The organism is Neisseria sp. SLRRB23 (assembly GCF_050896295.1).
Taxonomy (GTDB): Bacteria; Pseudomonadota; Gammaproteobacteria; order Burkholderiales; family Neisseriaceae; genus Neisseria.
Genome location: NZ_JBPBFH010000092.1, coordinates 1 through 419, shown reverse-complemented (window position 1 = coordinate 419; position 419 = coordinate 1). Strand labels below are relative to the sequence as shown.

General features: G+C 51.8%; 1 protein-coding gene and 2 pseudogenes. 1 reads left to right on the top strand and 2 read right to left on the bottom strand.

Going from position 1 to position 419, the window contains the following annotated elements; all coding sequences use genetic code 11:
• Both ACRPFF_RS11210 and ACRPFF_RS11205 read right to left on the bottom strand, forming a co-directional pair.
• A pseudogene (locus tag ACRPFF_RS11210) lies at window positions 1–183 on the bottom strand (hypothetical protein); the annotation flags it as partial.
• Window positions 135–290 (bottom strand): annotated as a pseudogene (locus tag ACRPFF_RS11205) (glutamate--tRNA ligase family protein); the annotation flags it as partial. The pseudogenes ACRPFF_RS11205 and ACRPFF_RS11210, both read right to left, overlap by 49 nt.
• On the opposite strand from ACRPFF_RS11205, the gene ACRPFF_RS11200 reads away from it, so the two are divergent.
• A partial coding sequence (locus tag ACRPFF_RS11200; protein WP_432674669.1) for a hypothetical protein occupies window positions 226–419 on the top strand: 194 nt, incomplete at its 3' end. The pseudogene ACRPFF_RS11205 and the gene ACRPFF_RS11200 overlap by 65 nt on opposite strands.

Sequence of the window (419 nt, the reverse complement as noted above, 5' to 3'; positions counted from 1 at the left end):
CGTTTTATCTTCTGGATATTTTTGCTGCTGCAGTTTCGCTTCCTTTAATCCAAAAAGAGCGATAGTTTTATCGGCAATATCCAGATAGTCTTGTTCAAGTTGGGTTGGATAGGCAGTCTCATTTTCAATTGGCTGGCATCGGAAATGCAATGCGTGTAATCGTACATCGGGTAGATGCACCATTTGTCGCCGGTGTTGTGGTGATGGGCGCGGCGGATGCGGTAGATGACGGGATCGCGCATATTGATGTTGCCTGCCGCCATGTCGATTTTCAGGCGCAGGGTGGAGGCTAAGGACGTTTTGGGCGACGGCGACGTGCTGACCGCCCATGATTTGAAAACCAAACGCGCCGTCTCACTCGGTCAGACTTTGGCAAAAGTCGGCGGCGTACAAAACGCCGGTTTCGGCCCCAATACCGG